The 16,518-nt window shown below is 39.8% G+C and carries 17 protein-coding genes; 7 read left to right on the top strand and 10 right to left on the bottom strand.

The genetic code is table 11. The features are described from left to right. Positions 1-69: 69 nt before the first annotated feature. From rpmE to FTU65_RS09230, 5 genes are all read right to left on the bottom strand, one after another. A complete protein-coding gene (rpmE, locus tag FTU65_RS09250) occupies positions 70-294 on the bottom strand; it encodes a 50S ribosomal protein L31 (protein ID WP_078190165.1) in 225 nt (74 codons plus the stop codon). A gap of 217 nt (positions 295-511) precedes the next feature. Continuing rightward, a complete protein-coding gene (locus FTU65_RS09245) occupies positions 512-982 on the bottom strand; it encodes a hypothetical protein (protein ID WP_180010402.1) in 471 nt (156 codons plus the stop codon). 57 nt (positions 983-1,039) lie between these two features. Next, positions 1,040-2,014 (bottom strand): bile acid:sodium symporter family protein, encoded by a 975-nt coding sequence (locus FTU65_RS09240; RefSeq protein ID WP_078190167.1) that lies wholly within the window; start codon positions 2,012-2,014, stop codon positions 1,040-1,042. Positions 2,015-2,235: 221 nt separating this feature from the next. After that, positions 2,236-2,637: a lactoylglutathione lyase gene (gloA, locus tag FTU65_RS09235; RefSeq protein WP_078190168.1), complete on the bottom strand. Its 402-nt coding sequence runs from the start codon at positions 2,635-2,637 to the stop codon at positions 2,236-2,238. A 198-nt stretch (positions 2,638-2,835) separates the two neighbouring features. Then, positions 2,836-4,980, bottom strand: a complete 2,145-nt coding sequence (locus FTU65_RS09230; protein ID WP_180010403.1) for an MFS transporter — start codon at positions 4,978-4,980, stop codon at positions 2,836-2,838. A gap of 205 nt (positions 4,981-5,185) precedes the next feature. Here FTU65_RS09230 and FTU65_RS09225 point away from each other — a divergent pair, with 205 nt between their 5' ends. Next, on the top strand, positions 5,186-7,834 hold the full coding sequence (locus tag FTU65_RS09225; RefSeq protein ID WP_373683465.1) for a Lon protease family protein: 2,649 nt from the start codon (positions 5,186-5,188) through the stop codon (positions 7,832-7,834). A gap of 182 nt (positions 7,835-8,016) precedes the next feature. Here FTU65_RS09225 and grxD read toward each other — a convergent pair whose 3' ends face one another. Beyond that, positions 8,017-8,358, bottom strand: coding sequence for a Grx4 family monothiol glutaredoxin (grxD, locus tag FTU65_RS09220; RefSeq protein WP_067762767.1), 342 nt, complete (start codon positions 8,356-8,358; stop codon positions 8,017-8,019). Between the two features lie 200 nt (positions 8,359-8,558). Between grxD and FTU65_RS09215 the strand changes: the two genes are divergently transcribed. Then, entirely contained in the window at positions 8,559-9,770 is a 1,212-nt protein-coding gene (locus FTU65_RS09215) for an aspartate aminotransferase family protein (RefSeq protein ID WP_180009361.1), read from the top strand. A gap of 68 nt (positions 9,771-9,838) precedes the next feature. On the opposite strand, the gene FTU65_RS09210 is transcribed toward FTU65_RS09215, so the two are convergent. The 3 genes from FTU65_RS09210 to surE all read right to left on the bottom strand — a co-directional run bounded on the left by FTU65_RS09210 (position 9,839) and on the right by surE (position 12,579). Further along, positions 9,839-10,768, bottom strand: coding sequence for a LysR family transcriptional regulator (locus FTU65_RS09210; protein ID WP_180004878.1), 930 nt, complete (start codon positions 10,766-10,768; stop codon positions 9,839-9,841). A gap of 92 nt (positions 10,769-10,860) precedes the next feature. Further along, positions 10,861-11,691, bottom strand: coding sequence for a peptidoglycan DD-metalloendopeptidase family protein (locus FTU65_RS09205; protein WP_180009371.1), 831 nt, complete (start codon positions 11,689-11,691; stop codon positions 10,861-10,863). 114 nt (positions 11,692-11,805) lie between these two features. After that, positions 11,806-12,579: a 5'/3'-nucleotidase SurE gene (gene surE / locus FTU65_RS09200; protein WP_078190173.1), complete on the bottom strand. Its 774-nt coding sequence runs from the start codon at positions 12,577-12,579 to the stop codon at positions 11,806-11,808. A 116-nt stretch (positions 12,580-12,695) separates the two neighbouring features. On the opposite strand from surE, the gene FTU65_RS09195 reads away from it, so the two are divergent. The 5 genes from FTU65_RS09195 (at position 12,696) to FTU65_RS09175 (ending at position 16,229) form a co-directional block, all read left to right on the top strand. Beyond that, entirely contained in the window at positions 12,696-13,070 is a 375-nt protein-coding gene (locus FTU65_RS09195) for an MCR_0457 family protein (protein ID WP_078190174.1), read from the top strand. A 228-nt stretch (positions 13,071-13,298) separates the two neighbouring features. Continuing rightward, positions 13,299-13,685, top strand: a complete 387-nt coding sequence (locus FTU65_RS09190) for an MCR_0457 family protein (protein ID WP_180022918.1) — start codon at positions 13,299-13,301, stop codon at positions 13,683-13,685. Positions 13,686-13,803: 118 nt separating this feature from the next. Beyond that, on the top strand, positions 13,804-14,952 hold the full coding sequence (gene dacC / locus FTU65_RS09185; protein WP_111884220.1) for a D-alanyl-D-alanine carboxypeptidase PBP5/6: 1,149 nt from the start codon (positions 13,804-13,806) through the stop codon (positions 14,950-14,952). A gap of 103 nt (positions 14,953-15,055) precedes the next feature. Then, positions 15,056-15,598: a gamma carbonic anhydrase family protein gene (locus tag FTU65_RS09180; protein ID WP_180010407.1), complete on the top strand. Its 543-nt coding sequence runs from the start codon at positions 15,056-15,058 to the stop codon at positions 15,596-15,598. 88 nt (positions 15,599-15,686) lie between these two features. After that, a complete protein-coding gene (locus FTU65_RS09175; RefSeq protein WP_180065471.1) occupies positions 15,687-16,229 on the top strand; it encodes a hypothetical protein in 543 nt (180 codons plus the stop codon). A 35-nt stretch (positions 16,230-16,264) separates the two neighbouring features. Here FTU65_RS09175 and FTU65_RS09170 read toward each other — a convergent pair. Continuing rightward, the coding region (locus FTU65_RS09170) for a transposase family protein (RefSeq protein ID WP_180065296.1) at positions 16,265-16,518 on the bottom strand (254 nt) is incomplete at its 5' end.

Raw genomic sequence — 16,518 nt, 5'->3', positions numbered from 1 at the left:
CCGATTTAAGGTTTATCTTTTTTATCGGCACAAAAAAACGGGCATAAAGCCCGTTTTTCGTTTTGGATATTAACGTTTGATAGAACGTGACATACCAGCAAAACGTTGCTTGAATTTGTCGATACGACCGCCAGTGTCAACGCTTTTCTGTTTACCAGTGTAGAATGGGTGGCAAGCAGAACATACGTCTAGGTAAATAGTTTCTTTACCAAGAGCTGAACGAGTTTCAATTACGTTACCGCATGAACATGTAGCAACTAAAGTTTCATATTTTGGGTGAATATCGGCGCGCATCGTCGATTACTCCTAAGATTTAAGAAGGTTTAGCTGTCATCGCAATTGATCACTCTTGTATCGCTACAAGGAAGGCTTAAAAAAGCAGACCAACACCATAACAGACCATTCTTTTGGCCCACCGAGACGGATACCGTCAGAGCTAAGCACAACAAGTTGGGGCAAATTATAGCTGATTTTTTAATGTTAATAAATAGATATTCAAGGCTGAATCGCTCTACTCTTTAGGTTGAGCTTGCTCTAAATATTTCTGATATTGTAATTCGACTGTACGCTGAAATTGGGCTTGATCAAAATGGTTTAATCTTTCAATAAATGCAGGACAAAACGTCGTAGCATTTACTGACTGTAATGATCTGCTCATACCCTCTAAAATACTTTGAAGCTGCTGTTTAAATTGTGCATCGACTGACAGATCAACATCTTTTGCCTTTAATGGCTCTACACCCTTAAAACGGACAGCCTGAACCGCAGCAATTAATTTAAGCTTTGCAGTTTGATAAGCCTGATCTAATTCCGTATTCATCTGTGGTTGTCGATCACGACAAAAATCCAACATGGGCTGCAGGCTGATGAGCGGCATTTTTTCAATGACATCACGGTTACTATTTACGGATAAATCCTCTTGGGCATGAACGACTGTGTTCAAACCCAAGAATAAAATGAAGAAGCCTTGTTTAATTTTCATGATTTTTTTCTTTTCATCTATATTAAGGTATTTTAAATGGACGTACTCATCTCGCCCTTATTCTTGCCCACGGCTTTGTTTTGCCCAAAGGTTGGCAATCACACCACAGACCATCAACTGAATTTGGTGAAAGATCATAATCGGTAAAACTATCATCCCCATCGGCTGCCCAATAAATAAAATTTGTGCCATGGGCACGCCACTCGCCAAGGTTTTTTTAGAGCCACAAAAGAAAATCGTCTTTTGATCAGCTCGGCTGAAGCCCAACCAACGTGGCACATATAACGCCAATAACATAATAATCGTTAACAGGACTGAGCACGCCACAATCAATAGGAATAAGGTCATACCACTCACTTGATGCCATAGCCCTGCCACCACTGCACTACTGAATGCACCATAAACCACCATCAAAATTGAGCCCTGATCAAATACCTTCACGATTTTTGGCATTTTCTTCATATAAGGAAACACCCAAGGACGGAGGAGCTGCCCTAAAATGAAGGGAATCAGCAATAACAGGGTAATTTGGATAATAGATGCCGTCGGATCGTAGTTATGTTGTGACTGACCGAGAATAAAATAGGCCACCATCACTGGGGTAATAAACATCCCAATAATATTTGAAAATGATGCACTACAGACTGCGCCAGCAACATTACCCTGTGCTACCGAAGTAAATGCAATGGAAGACTGTACTGTCGAAGGTAAAAAGCACATAAACAAAAAGCCCCAATACAACTCTTGCCCTAACATCGGCACGAGGATTGGTTTCGCCATTAAACCCAATAATGGAAATAATGCAAAGGTAAAAGCAAAAACTAAAGCATGTAACTTCCAATGCATAATGCCTTCAACCACAGCCTCACGAGACAACTTTGCACCATGGAGAAAAAATAAAATGGCAATTGCAGCCGTTGTAATATAGCCAAAGATTTCTGCAGCTTGCCCACTAACAGGCAAAAACGTCGCAAGTATGACCATTACAAAAAGTAGAATGGTAAAACGATCCAAAGCCAACATTTTCAGCATAACAACATCCTGTACAAATTTTCCTTTAAACGCATCGACAAAAAAATGCCCAATAAGCTAAATTTACCATTGAGTAAATTTCATCTTACTGGGCCATGTAAATAAAGCCAGCTTTTCTCCGATATATTCATTATTTTAAACGTTGATAGTGAGCTCAACTCAAAAATATTTATAATAAGAATATTCAGAATTACATATGACTTTAAATGAATAATTGCAGATTAATTATTTCGTGCATTTGAGTCTTGTTGGATCAATTCAATTTTATAGCCATCTGGATCTTCAACAAAGGCAATGACGGTCACACCACCTTTCATTGGCCCTGCTTCGCGTACCACGTTTCCGCCACGTGCTTTAATTTCTTCACAAGCCTTGTAGGCGTCATCTACAGCAATAGCGATATGGCCATAAGCATTACCCAATTCATAACTATCTGTATCCCAGTTATGCGTTAACTCGAGTACGGTATGATTTTCTTCATCACCATAGCCCACAAATGCCAAAGTAAAACGACCTTCTTCATAATCACGCTTACGAAGCAAAGTCATACCGAGTACTTCAGTATAGAACGCCAATGAACGTTCTAAATTGCCTACACGTAACATGGTATGCAGCATGCGCATAATCGAGTTTCCTAAATCTATCATTATGTTTGAATACTATAGGGATTTAACATGCAAAGTTCAATTTAAGTCTAGAGCACATATACCGCCTTATTTCAAATATCCTTGTCCAAAACCGTAGACCTGCTTAGGCTATTTAACAGCTTAGAATAAAAAAGCCCACTCAAACTGAATAGGCTTTTTTTAAGTTAAATTGAATTATGAATTGGATTTTTGTTCATGTTCTCTCAATAGTTTGGCGACCCAAACCACTAAAATTAAAATCGGAATACCAATTAAAGTCGTCATCAAGAAAAAGTTTGGATAACCGATATTGGTCACAATCGTACCTGAGTAACCGCCTAAAATTTTAGGGGTTAAAGTCATTAATGAACTAAAGATGGCATATTGAACCGCTGTGAAAGAAACACTGGTCAAGCTCGATAAAAATGCAATAAATGCCGCGCCTGCAAGACCTGACGCCAAGTTATCGACAATGATCGCGAAATATAGCCACAGCGAACTATAAGGCTTAATGACCTTACCTTTGATGTCCACATTTTGTTCAGCACTAGCCAAATTAATCGGTTGAATATCAACACCAAGCACACCCGCCATATTGGCCGCTGTATTCACTTGATATGCTAAATCGACACTCTTTTTCACTACATCATTTTCTAGGAGTTGAGCCGTTAAAGTTTTTTGCTTTGCTGTTTCGAGCACTTGCCCTGGAATTGCCGCACTAAAAACACCGGTTTTATCAAGCTTCGCGTCGAATGGTTTAGCATCCAGAATAATTTGAATTTTTTGATTTTCTTTTAACTCGCCAGCCAAGTATTGTCCACGTACCACGATACTATTTGCAGTCTCTTGAGCTGAAATCGTGTTATCTGAAGTCACTGGCAGCAACATCATTGCTGAGTTTGAAAAAGCATTATTCAGATACGGCAAACTCACCTGTACTGGATGCTGACTCTTCGACTGATAATCCGCACTGACCTTAATATTTTGATCTGCAGCCAAGACTGCTTTTGGAATTTGAACTGACCAAGCACCCGTGTCATCCGGTGTCGCTGTATATTGCTGCCCTGCTACATTGACAGTGACATCACTCAATGGCTGACCTGATTTGACCAGACCGATAAAAATCAAGTTTGTTGAACTTGCTAGAATCGCACCGACAAACATCAATTTCATAATGTTCATGCGCTGCGCTAGCAAACCGCCAAGAAAGCCACCAACCAAGCTAAATATCACACCATAGACTTTTACAGCTTCAGCAATCTGCTCTTTGGTGAAGTTTAAATCTTGATAAAACACATTGGAAATGACGCCAGCGATAATATCGGAAATACGGTAAAAACCAATGAGTAACAACAGCACTAAAGCCAGTTTTAAACCATAGCGCTTAAAGAAATCAGCAACTGGATTGACCCAAGTTTCAAATGCCATCTGCTTATTTACAGCACCTGATTTCACCAAAACTGAACCGATACCAAAAGCGATAACAGCTGAACCAATAAAGCGCACAGCCTCTAAACAGAACAATGCAAATGAGTCTGAAATTTGCCACTGCTCTTTCAAGCTTTCAACTGCCACACCTGAATAGATATAACTCAAGACAAAGGCAACCACCGCAGCAAAGAATACAGCAACTAAACGATAATAGTCGGTCCGTTTATAATGCTTTTGTACACGGTCAACCTGCGGCTCACGTATCGATAAAGTTGTGATAATACCGATAGCCATCACAGCAGCCATTGCAAGGTAAGTATATTTCCAAGCTTCATAAATATAGTTACCTTTGGCCGTGCCTAAATATGCAGCCAAAAATAACGCCCCTGCACCTGCCACGATCATGCCGATACGATAACCTGCATTATAGGTCGAAGCTAAAACGGTCTGCATTTCAGTTTCAGCCAACTCAATACGATAAGCATCAATCACAATGTCTTGCGTTGCGGCAGAAAAACCTAGTAATACGGCTCCAGCAGCCATTTGGTAAATATAGCTTTGTCCTAAAGCTGGGTCTGAAAATGCCATGATACAAATTGCACAGATAATGAGAACTTGAGCGATCAACAACCATGCACGGCGCCGTCCGAGTTGTTTGGTTAAAAATGGCACAGGTAACTCATCAATTAATGGCGCCCAAACAAACTTAAACGAATAGCCAAGCGCTGCCCAACTAAAAAAAGTCACTGCACTTTTATCAATTCCTGCTTCACCTAACCAAAGCGATAAACTGGAAAAGATCAGTAAAATTGGGATACCGGCCGAAAAGCCAAGAAAAAGCATAATCAGCGCACGTCGGTCTAAAAATGCAGTAAAAGCAGATTTCCATCCTGAAGCTTGTGTTGTCATGACTCAGTTATTTTTGTCAAAATCGAATGTTGCTATTCAAGCGCTTAATGACAACGGTTTCAACAACATTTATGAAATCATTGTTTTATTTTATCGATATTTCGCATGCTGTTGCTTGATCTTTGGCATTAAACCTGTATACCTTAATTACATATCTCTATTCTTTAGTTTTTTGGATTCAACAGTGACCCAGCGACTTGAACAAATTCACTCTTCTTTATCAACCACCATTAATGAAACCAACACAAAAAACTTAGCAGAAACAGTAACGACACTAAAGAGTGCTTTTGATCAACCCGAAATACAGAATACTTTAACTAAAACCCAGTTGCAGCCGCTTCAGCTGACGCATACGCCTGAGCTTAAAAAAATACCGACGTCTACCAAGCGGATCAAACCACTTAATGACTTTTTAGGACAAGATCGTGCCCGAGCTTCGGTCGAGGCTGGCATTGCATTACCCTATTCAGGCTATAACATTTTTGCTGTAGGTACCGCAGGCTTAGGTAAGCGCACCATGATTAAGCGCTTATTACAACAACACGCTAAAAATATGCCAACGCCTTCAGACTGGGTCTATGTCAATAATTTTAAATTTCCGCGCGAACCGATTGCGCTAAAACTTCCTTCTGGTCAAGCGACAAAGTTCCAAGCGTTATTACATCAAAGTTGGCAAACCATATTAAAACAGCTTGAACGTCGCTTCACCGCAGAAACCTATCACAATCGTATTGAAATGATTCGCCAACATGCTGGTGATGAACAACATCTTGCTTTAGTTGAATTAACCCGAGAAGGTGAAGAGCTCGATCTTAAACTGATTTCTCAGGATGATGACCATTGTTTCGTTCCCGTGCATTTGGTCGATAACAAATACCAAGAAATGTCCAAAGAAGACATCAATGCACTAAGCAGTAAACAACGAGCTGAAATTGCGTCAAACGTCCGTTATATGGATAAAAAACTTGAACGCCTTGGTCTACATCTTGGTGATCTTGAAGATGACGCACGCGATAAAGTTCAGGTTTTAAACCGTGAAATTGCTAAACAAGTCGTCATGCCGCGTATTGATCTAATTCAAAATAAATTCAGCATGGTTGAAGGCTTGGAAGATTATCTGAAGCAATATGCAGATGACATCATTCAAAATGTTGAGTTTGTGCTTGAGCAAGAAGAAGATGACTTTACACCCGGCCAATTTAACCGCGTGCCATCTCGCTACCAAGCAAACATCATCGCCACACATAAACCAAATGCTGGTGCGCCAGTTATTTTTGAAGATTTCCCTACCCATTACAATTTGTTAGGTCATGTCGAACAACTGACTCAAAACGGCACCATCACCACAGACTTTACGTTAATCCGTCCCGGTGCATTACATAAGGCCAATGGTGGTTTCCTCATCTTGGAAGCGGAACAACTTTTAGAGCAGCCTTATGCATGGCAAGGTCTAAAACGTGCATTAAAGTCAGGACATTTAAAGCTGTCGTCACTTGAGCATATGCTTACGCTGACTGGCAGTATTTCGATTGAGCCAGAAGCTATTGATTTAAATATCAAAGTGATCCTGCTTGCTGAACCTGATATTTATTACGATATTTTAGAACTCGAACCAGAACTGGGCAGTGTCTTTAAAATTCGTGCCGATTTTACCGATACATTACAACGTAATGACATTAATGAGCAGGCATATATGCAGCTGATTGCTGACTATGTGCAAACAGACAAACTTCTGCCGTTTGACCGTACAGCACTTGCTGCACTGTTAACTGATTCAAGTCGTCAAGCTGAAGATCAAAGCTCTTTGTCATTACACGCCCTCACCTTAGGCGATTTGATTCGTGAAGCCCATCATCATGCAGCCCTCGCTGGCGACAAAATGGTGACAGAAACACATATCAATACCGCACTTGATCATCGTAAATACCGTCTAGGCTACTTACGTGAATTATATTGGCAAGATCTCAGTCGCGGTACACAGTTAATCGAAACCAAAGGTCATCGATTCGGGCAGATTAACGCCCTCTCTGTGATTCAATATGCTGATGTTGAATTTGGTTTACCGTCACGTTTAACGGCTTCGGTTTATCAAGGTGGCGGCGATATTTTAGATATCGAGCGTAGTGTAGAACTCGGTGGTTCTTTACATGCCAAAGGCGTCCTGCTGATGTCGAGTTTCTTAAAGGCACACTTTGGTCGTGAACAAATTTTACATTTTTCTGCTGCCCTTGCCTTCGAGCAAAGCTATGGCCAAGTAGATGGCGACAGCGCAACTGTTGCAGAGCTTTCAGCACTGATTTCCGCTATTAGCCAATTACCGATCGATCAATCTTGGGCAATCACTGGCTCCATGAACCAATTGGGTCAAGTTCAACCGATTGGGGGTGTAAATGCCAAGATTGAAGGCTTCTATGATGCATGTAAATTACAAGGGTTAACAGGCAAGCAAGGTGTGATTATTCCACGCCAAAATATGCAGCACTTGATGTTACGCAAAGATGTGATTGAAGCTGTGCAACAAGGTCAATTCCATATTCACGCCATAGATACCATTGACCAAGCTCTAGAAATTTTGATGGCGCGTCCAGTAGGCACTCTTGATAAAAAAGGTCGTTATAGCAAAGGCTCAATCTACGCTGCTGTCATGGAGCAACTTGAATACTGGCAAGCGATTGAAGACGGTGCTGAGTTTGAGGAAGAAGAGCCAAAGAAAAAGAAAAAAAAGAAGAAGTCAAAAAAGGACAAAGATAAAAAGGCAAAGAAGTCTGAAGCTCAAGACAGTACTGCTAAAAATGGGACTGCTGAAAACGAGCAACGTGTTGAAGAAAGTCCGACTGAAGACAATCCGTCATAAATGTTCGATTAGATAATTCATTTGTTGATTTTTCCACCATTCATTGCACTTTAAATGCCTTTGAAATGGTGGAAAAACGCATAACCCCAGACTTTTTAGATAATTAAGTCATAAAAAAAGCGCCTTAAAGGCGCTATTTTTTATCTGTATCCAATGATTAAAATCATCAAATACATATCCAATTAAGCTTCAGGAGCTGGGCTATATTGTTCAACTAAAGGTTGTAATTCACCTTTTTGGAACATATCAAGCATAATGTCACTACCACCGATCAATTCACCATTGATCCATAATTGTGGGAAAGTCGGCCAGTTTGCAATTTGTGGAAGAGTTGCGCGAATATCTTGATTTTCAAGAATATTTACATAAGCAAATGGACGACCAATTTGACTGAGCGCTTCTACTGCACGCGCAGAGAAACCACACTGTGGAAACTGTGGAGTGCCTTTCATGTAAAGTAGAACTGCGTGTTTAGCAATTTGGTCACGAATTAACGCTTCTGTATCGCGTGCTTGTTCAGTCATTGATATATCCTCAATAAATCTGCTTCGCATTATACCCAAAACTGAGTAAAACAATATGACTAAAGCAATATTTCACGTTTTATTTACATTTCAGCTTTTCAAGTGAGTCATATTTTGCTTATATAGACCTCTTGATGCTCATATATATATATGGCGTCTCCTCTATATTATTTCAATCACCTGACAAATTAGAGTTAGTCATGAATAACATTACCCTTGCCCCAGTACAAACTGATCAACCATCGCACTTGATGCCAGTATTTGGCCGCCAACCGATCAGCTTTGTCCGAGGTCAAGGTGCTCACCTGTATACCGCAGATGGCACAGAATACTTAGACGCACTGACAGGGATAGCTGTTTGTGGTTTAGGTCACTCACATCCTGCAATTACAGCTGCAATTGCTGAACAGGCAGCGACCCTCATTCATACCAGTAACTTATTTGAAGTGCCTTGGCAAACGGCTGCTGCGCAAAAATTAGCTGAAGTTGCGGGTATGGAAGAAGTTTTCTTCTCAAATAGTGGTGCAGAATCAAATGAAGGTGCAATCAAAATTGCACGTAAATTTGGTCATATGCAAGGTGTTGCAAGCCCTAAAATTATTGTTGCTGATCATTCATTCCATGGTCGTACCATGGCGACATTATCTGCAACAGGTAACAAAAAAGTTCAAGAAGGCTTTGGCCCACTGGTTGAAGGTTTTATTCGTGTACCTTTTGGTGATATCGAAGCAATTGAAGAAGCTGCAATTCACCACCCAGACATCGTAGCGATTTTGGTTGAGCCGATCCAAGGTGAAGGTGGTGTAAATACTGCACCTCAAGGTTTTAGCTACCTCGAAGAAATTCGTCAAATCTGTAATCAACACAACTGGTTAATGATGCTTGATGAAGTGCAAACAGGTAACGGCCGTACTGGTAAATACTTTGCATATCAACACACCAATATTATTCCTGACGTGCTAACTACAGCAAAAGGTCTAGGTAATGGCTTCCCTATCGGCGCAGTCATGACTCAAGGTCGTGGTGTTGGCGTTTTAACAGCGGGTAACCACGGTTCAACTTATAGCGGTACAGCATTAGGTTCACGTGTGGTTTATACCGTGATTGATACCATTCAAAAGGAAAACCTTATTGAAAATGCTGCAAATATGGGTGCGTATCTTGTTGAGCAATTCACAGAGCAACTTGCAGAGCAAAACGTGACTGTTCGTGGTTTTGGTTTAATGGTCGGTATTGAATTACCAAAAGCATGTGGCGAACTTGTGAATATTGCACGTGATGAGCATCACTTGATTATTAACGTAACAGCAGGCTCTGTGATTCGTTTATTACCTACGCTGAACATCAATAAAAAACAAGCGGATATCTTGATTGAACGCATTGTTAAAATGGTGAAAAACTTTCTAGCGTAATTTGTGCCGAAAGTAAAAAAAGCCGCTGATTGCGGCTTTTTTTATATCTTTTTAAACCTTTTTTGTTTTTATGAGGCTTCTTGGTATACACGTCCGCCTGGTAATTGACTGAAATACAATTTTAATGCATCTAGGCAACGATGAATTTTAGTAGGCTGTTGATCACGTTTAGACATCACCGCATATAGAGTAAATGATGGTAAACGCCATTCTGGTAAAACTTCAACAAGAGAACCGTTTAATAAGTCTTTTTGCGTATCTAGATATAATATTCTTGCAATGCCATGTCCTTGTTGACACATTGCTTTTGCAGCAAATACATTATTTGTTGTAAATCGGGAGTGCACATCCAATGCAACCTGCTCTTTAGTCACTGCATTTTCAAATGCAAAATGCTGAAAGTTTTTAACCAAATTTATTTGAACCATATCATGATTTTGTAAATCTTCTGGTCGTGTAATTAAACTGGTTTGGTTGATATAGCTTGGTGCTGCAACGAGAACTTGTTCAACATGTGCCAATGGCACCACATGAAACTGTTGATCATCAATTTTTGAACTCATTCGTAGCGCAATATCAATGCGGCCATCAATTAAGTCGATATATTGATTATCTGCTTCTAGATGAACGGATAAACCGCGATGTGCCGACATCCAATGTGACAATGCAGGAATCACATGATTCGCACAAATTTCTGGTGTCGATGCAATACGTAATTCACCGACTAAGTCGTCACGAAGTTCATTGATACGAATTTTGCCGCGCTCTGCGGCAGATAGCATCTCTTGGCAACTATGAAAAAAAGCTTGTCCAGCTTCTGTCAAACTTAACTTACGTGTTGAACGATGTAAAAGAATGACTTCCATATCCTGCTCTAGTGAGCGGATTTGCTGACTCACGGCACTCGTGGTAATACCTAACTCACGAGCAGCACCGCTAAACGAATTTTTTTCCACAACGCAAGCAAAGACACCCATTGCTCGAAGTTGATCTAACATAAATTTCCCTCATAAACTTATGAGAAGCTTCATCTTTCGATAAAAGCAACTCATTGTATTATACGGGGATATTTTGCTTTTGCATTATATATTTAATTATTTGGTAAAACTGAAGTTGGATTGATTGGTTTACCATCTAAACGCACCTGAAACTCAAGCATCGTACGGTTTGTACCCGATGAACCCATCTCACCAATTTGCTGCCCTGCTTTCACAGTATCGCCACTTTTGACATTCATTTTACTGTTATGTGCATATGCAGTGATATAGCCATTAATATGCTTCACCAAAATTAAATTGCCGTACTCTTTAAGACCATCGGCGGCATAGACCACTTGACCATCAGCTGCTGCAAAAATAGGATCACCTGTATTACCTGCGTAACGTGTTCCTTTCACATTCGATGCTAAGTTATAGCCTTGTAATACCGTAGGACGTGATACTGGACTCACCCAACGTAAACTTGAAGAACTGACCACTGGCGTTGGAACTGTAGTTCGCGTCACTGTCGATGGAGTGGTTGAAGCTTGAGTCACGGGCGCTGTTTGCGTTGGCATTGCAATCGTTTGGCGTTGAATTGGTGCCGCTTGAGTCATGGCTTGCGTAGACGTTGTACGACGTGAGCCGCCATTTTTAAGGCGAATGGATTGTCCAACATAGATGCGATAAGGCTGCGCAATATCGTTCATTTCTGCAATGCTGACATAGCTCAAACCATAGCGAGCGGCAATGCCACTTAAAGTATCTCCCGAACGAACTGTATAATAATCCGGAGCAGTCGCATAACGGGTCGCATTATTAATTTGTGGTTTTGACGCACAGCCAGTCATGACCAAAGTCGTAACAACCGCAGCAGATAAAACAAGGGTCTTAAATAATGCTGCAGGAGCGGCAATAACGCGATATTGTGACACCAGGGACATCATCTTCCTCACTAATAATTCAAATATAGTCATTATGAATGGGCTAAGATTAGCAAAAATCCACTCTAAAAAAGTTGCGGCATAACCATTTTCACAAAGTTATAACATTAATACTTAAGATTTAGATAACTCTGAGTGCAAGTTATTCAAAATCTCATAGTTTGTAGCATCCATTTGTATAGGCGTTACACTGACATAACCATTTGCAACTGCAAAGAAGTCTGATTCGATATGCGTTAAGCCTTTCTTAGGCTCTGCCACTGCCTCGCCTGCCAAGCCAATCCAATAGACTTGACGACCACGCGGGTCTACATGACTGGTAATCGGTTTGGACTGTAAACGTCTTCCTTGATAGGTCACTTTGGTGCCTTGAAGTTCAGCAACATCTGGAATATTAATATTAAAAATATGTCGTGCAGGTAGCGCGGGTAGTCCATTGGCAATAAAATCATGCACCCATTGCGCGGCGACTGCATAATCTTCTGGGTTATTATAACTACGCACATTTGGCCCAGCCAAAGAGACGGCTAGCGCAGGTTGTTTCATTAAACGGCCTTCAAATGCCGCACCCACTGTCCCTGAATACAGCACATCATCACCTAGATTTGCGCCACTATTGATTCCACTCACCACCAGATCAAATTCGAAGTCGAACAAGCCATTCATTGATAAATACACACAGTCCGCAGGTGTACCATTTACCGCCCACATATTCGGTGCAATTTCGACAGGTCGTAATGGTCGATCTAAAGTTAAAGCACTTGAAAAACCGCTGCGTTCGCTTTCAGGCGCCACGATCACCACACGACCGAGAGGACGCAATGCATGTGCTAAAGCTTGGATACCGGGAGCAAAAACGCCATCATCATTGGCAATTAAAATATTCACAACTAAATTTCCATTACTAAAAAATTAAAAATGACTCGCAAGAACATTTTATTGAAATATATGAATAATTATATATATTTACATTTCAACATCCAGCATAAATGTGTGTGTACAAAATGAATAAAACCGTAGCACTTCGTGGTTTATTGGGCTTTGCTCTAGCAGCTTGCATGACTCAAACTGTGGTCGCAGACAATGACTTCACTCAAGAAGAAGCCAATACCATCGTAAAAGAAGACATTGCATCTGCACAAGTCATGTTAGAAGTATGCCCTGCGATTATTGGTCAAAATGCAAAATTTGATGCCAACATTCAAGCACTCACTAAAACATATCTTGCTGATTATTCTGATAAATCAATGACATTAGAAAAACTACAGTCTGACAGCGAATATAAATCAGTTCTTGAAGAAGCGCGTCAAGCTGCTAAAGAAACTGATAAAGCTGAGCAAAAATCAGTTTGTGATGACGTTTTAAGTTATGAAGGTTAATTGATCATTCAGCTTTGGACGTCCTCTAAATAGGTTAGTCCTTATTGCATCAAACCTGCCAAAAAAAGGATGAAGCCTTATAGCCTCATCCTTTTTTCTTTCACAATGTATTGATTTTTAAACAGCTTCAATACAATTTTCTACTGATCTCTACCAGAAATACGATTAAGCTAAGCAAATAAATTTTAGCTATTTGATATCTTTTAGGTTATTTAACAGGTTATTTAAATGAAAAACTCCTTTGTAAAATCTCTTTGTACCCTTAGCCTTTCTGCTTTTGCTTTCACTACCATGTCTGCACATGCCGCAGATGAAAAAATTGAAGTTACCCCTACACCTCAAGTGACCAGTCAAGAACTTGCAGCTATCTATGTACTATCTGAAGTCTGCCCAAAATTGGTGAATGACAAAGATCAACCAAAGTTTGAAGCGGGTTATGCAAAATTAGCTAAAGAATATATGCCGAATGAAAAGAACCCAGTAAATGCTTTACAGCAACTCAGCAAACAGAAAAGTTTTAAAGACGCTTTAAAAGAAGCCCAGTCTGATGCGAAGAAAGCTGGCGATAAGAAAAATGGTGCGATTTGCAAAGAATTGACTGCTTACAGCAAATAATACCAATTGGTTACAATACTCTTAAAATAAGCGCTTGCACCCCATAGCAGTCCGCCTAGCTTTGTCCTAAAATGCTAGGCTCTTTGTGCTTATACCTAAGTTATTGGAACCACCCAGAATGACCCGAAAAACCGCCCTTGCCGCATTACTACTTGCACCTAGTTTTTCATTCGCGGCAACTGTCCTTTCTGCACCACCTGAATTAAATAATAAATCTTATGTGCTGATGGACTATGAGACAGGGCAAATCCTTGCTTCTAAAAATGAAAACGAAAAATTAGCTCCTGCTTCAATGACAAAAATGATGACCAGTTACATCATTGAGCAAAAGTTATTAAGCGGTGAACTAACTGAAAATGAAAAAGTACGTATGAATGAGTCGGCTTGGTGTCGCGGCAGCAGCACTGAGTCATGTATGTACGTTCCGCTCAACGGTACTGCAACTGCATTAGAAATGTTACGTGGCATTATCATTCAGTCGGGTAACGATGCTTCTAAAGCTATGGCAGAACATATTGCTGGCAATGAAGGCACCTTTGCCCACATGATGAATCAAGAAGCGAAACGTATTGGCATGGTGAATACTCAATTCATCAATGCGACAGGTATGCCAGCTGAAGGTCATTTCTCGACTGCCAAAGATATGGCGACTCTAGCGCAACATATCATTCATGACAGTTCAAAATACTATCCGATCTACTCTGAAAAAGAATTTACGTTCAATGGCATTAAGCAAGGCAACCGTAATGCCCTGCTTTATACTGACCCAAGTGTAGATGGTTTAAAAACTGGCCATACTGAAGAAGCGGGCTACTGCTTAACGACTTCAGCTAAACGTGGTCCTTTACGTTTAATTTCAGTGATCTTTGGTGCGCCAAGCATGAACGAACGTGCATCTCAAACACGTGAAATTTTAGCTTGGGGTTATGCAAACTTTGAAACTGTAAAAGTTCAACCTGCTAAACAAGTGCTTGCAAAAGCAAAAGTTTGGTACGGTAAAGACAATCAAGTTCAAGTAGGTCTAGCTGAAAACTTTAACGTGACGATGCCTAAAGGCGAAGCGAACGCCATTAAAACTCAATTGGTTGTTCAACCAAAATTAACTGCTCCTTTAAAACAAGGTCAAGTGGTTGGTAAATACGTTGCAACGCTTAATGGCAAAGTCATTGCTGAAAAACCACTTGTCGCTCTACAAAATGTCGAAGAAGCTGGTTTCTTTGCAAAAATGATTGATCACATCAAACAATTCTTTAGCAACTTATTCTAAGTTTGATGAAAACTCGATATTAAGACTAAAGTGAAAGCATCTAGATTTCGGTCTAGGTGCTTTTTTATTTTATACTGCCTAAAAACCTGTAGATGACTTTCCTATGAGCCAAAACATTCGCCCTTATTTAGACACTGTTCCACGTATTGCTGACTCTTGCTATATCGATGAAATGTCAGTGGTGATTGGCGATGTTGTATTGGCTGAAAATGTCTCTGTTTGGCCATTTGCTGTGATTCGTGGTGATGTAAACCATATTCGTATTGGTAAAAACTCTAATGTGCAAGATCACTCAATGTTGCATGTGAGTCATAAAAAAGCCGATAAACCTGAGGGTTCTCCACTGATTATTGGTGAAGATGTGACGATTGGTCATCACGTGAAATTACACGGTTGTACCATTGGTAATCGTGTTTTAGTCGGTATAGGTACGATTATTTTAGATGATGTACTTGTTGAAGATGATGTGATGATTGGTGCTGGTTCACTTGTTCCACCAAATAAGGTTTTGGAAAGTGGTTATTTATATGTGGGCAGTCCAGTCAAAAAAGTCCGCCCACTAACCGATAAAGAAAAAGCATTTTTACCGTATTCAGCGCAGAATTATGTGAAGGTGTCGAATAATTATCTTGATCAAAATAAATAATATACGCATTCGTTTTTAGTTTTAACAGTTCCAGCTTATGTCTCAATGCTTCATTGACAGACAAATTCAAATACAGAGTAACTCTTTAATGTTGATTAAACCTTATACTTTATTAATTACTAGAATATTTTTTGCAGGCGTAATTTTAACCTCTAACACTGCTTTTGCGAATTCAACGCAGTGTAAAGATGATTATGAAAAAATCATTGCCAAAGAAATTAAAGATATCGGCACAGCCTTGAATAAGGGTAATTATGCATTAATCACCGAAAAAACAGATTCATCTATTATCAATTATGCAGGTGGTAAAGATAAATATAATGCCATATTAGAACTTGCTGCAAACTCCTTTAAACAAAATAAAATATATGTCTCTCAAGTTGACACTCATCCTCCAAAACAAAGTTATATCATTGGTAGAAATGAGTTTTGTGCCATACCCAAACAAGTCACGATTTCTATGAATGGCCGAAAAATGACAGGTGATCTTTCCTTCATGCTTGCAGTACGTCCAATTGAAAGTAAGGAGTGGAAATACATTGATGGTGCGGGTCTGCAAAAGAATCCTGATATGATTTACACACTATTCCCAGATTTTCCTCGAGATAGTAAAATTCCCTTCATTGAATAAAAATTAAATATTTAACATTAGATTTCTTTCATAAGTCATTTTTCACTCAGCTCCAAGTTATAAATTCCAGCAATTAGATTGAATCTCAATGCTAGTCTTTTGCCTCGATTGCGATATCGCTCAGCAAGAATTTTGAAGGTTTTCAAACTGCCAAATACATGCTCAATTCCAATTCTTCTTTTATTGATTTCCTGATTATAGATTTTTAGTTCGGAATCCAGTTTACAGCGCTTCTTTGCTTTTAATGGCAACAAGCTATTTGGATACACTGTATAAATTCCCTGATAAC

The sequence above is a fragment of the Acinetobacter sp. YH12129 genome, from assembly GCF_013418685.1.
GTDB classification, from domain to species: Bacteria; Pseudomonadota; Gammaproteobacteria; order Pseudomonadales; family Moraxellaceae; genus Acinetobacter; species Acinetobacter amyesii.
Note: the sequence above shows the minus strand (reverse complement) of the source record. Positions and strands in the feature narration are given on the sequence as shown.